At 69.3% G+C, this 1,531-nt stretch carries 2 protein-coding genes; both read right to left on the minus strand.

The genetic code is table 11. The features are described from left to right. A partial coding sequence (locus tag VH112_11810) for a TIGR03619 family F420-dependent LLM class oxidoreductase (protein ID HEX4540920.1) occupies positions 1-747 on the minus strand: 747 nt, incomplete at its 3' end. A gap of 1 nt (position 748) precedes the next feature. Beyond that, positions 749-1,531, minus strand: a 783-nt coding sequence (locus VH112_11815; protein ID HEX4540921.1) for a cytochrome P450, incomplete at its 5' end; no start/stop codon positions are given.

Raw genomic sequence — 1,531 nt, forward strand, 5'->3', positions numbered from 1 at the left:
GCGCTCCGCCACCGAGAGGTAGATCGCAAAACCCTCCTCGTCCTCGCGGCCCGCCTTCTTCAGCGCGTCCTTCAACTCCCCGAGATGCAGCCACGCGTCGTCCTCGCTGTAGGCGCCCGCGGCGACCCAGCCGTCGCACAGAGCGGCCGTCCGCCGCAACGCCACCGGCGAATGGCCCCCGCCGATGATCGGGATCGGCGCACTCGGCGCCGGCAGCATCTGGCACAGCGGCACGTCGTAGTACTCACCGTGGAACTCCACCCAGCCCTCGTGCCACAGGGCGCGGAGCGCGACGATCATCTCGTCGAGCCGCTTGCCGCGGGTGGTGAAGTCCTGGCCGGTCTGGTCGAACTCCTCCTTGCACCAGCCGACGCCCACACCGAGGCGCACCCGGTCGTCCGACACCACGGCCGCCGTGGCCACCGACTTGGCCACCGTGATGAGGTCGCGGGCCGGCGCGATGTACACCCCTGTCGTGAACAGCAGGTTCTCGGCCACCGTCGCCATCCCCGCGATGAGCGTCATCGGGTCCGGCCACGGCGTCTCCGCCTCCCAGCCCGGGTGCCCGTCGGGACGGTCGGAGTAGGTGTAGCGCGACGCCAGCTCCTTCGGGTTGAAGAGGTGGTCCGACACGTACATGCCGGCGTAGCCCAGCTCGTCGGACGCCCTGGCCAGCGGCACGGCCTGGCGGGTGGGCAGGAAGCTGACGGCCTGGTGGAAACGCAGGCGCCCCGGCTGCTCGCTCACGTCAACGGGCTCGGGCCGGCAGCGGCGTGCCTCCGACCGGCGCCGACGGTGCGAACGCGATCGGGATGTGCTTGGTGCCGTTGATGAAGTTCGACTGCAGCCGCTGGACCTCGCCGTCGAGGCGCATGTCGGGGATGCGCTCCAGCAGGCGGTCGAACATCACCATGATCTCCGTGCGCGCAAGATTCGCGCCCAAACAGAAGTGCGGGCCTCCGCCCCCGAAGGCGATGTGGTTGTTGGGCGACCGCGTCACGTCGAACATGTCAGGGCTCTCGAACGCCTCCTCGTCGCGGTTGGCGGACGTGTGCCAGAAGACGATCTTGTCGCCCTCCTTGATCTCCTGGCCCCGCAGCTCGAAGTCGGTCGTCGCCGTGCGGCGGAAGTGCATGACGGGGGTGACGTAGCGGAGCATCTCCTCGACCGCGCCGGGCAGCAGCGAGCGGTCCTTGCGCAGCAGCTCCCACTGGTCGGGGTGCTCGAAGAAGGCGGTCATGGCGCCCGACATGAGGTTCCGCGTCGTCTCGTTCCCGGCCACGACCAGCAGCATGAAGAAGAGGTCGAGCTCGAGCTGGTCGAGCTTCTCGCCCTCGACCTCGGCGTCGATCAGCACGGACACCAGGTCGGCCTTCGGCGCCATCCGGCGCTGCGACGCCAACTCCTCGGCATAGCTGTACACCTGCATGGCCGCCTCGCCCGGGTCGACGCCCGGGAGCTGGTACTCGGGGTCCTCCGAGCCGATCATGCGGTTCGACCAGTCGAAGACCATGCGCCGGTCCTCCTGGGG

Source organism: Acidimicrobiales bacterium (assembly GCA_036270875.1).
In the GTDB taxonomy this organism is placed as follows: domain Bacteria; phylum Actinomycetota; class Acidimicrobiia; order Acidimicrobiales; family AC-9; genus AC-9.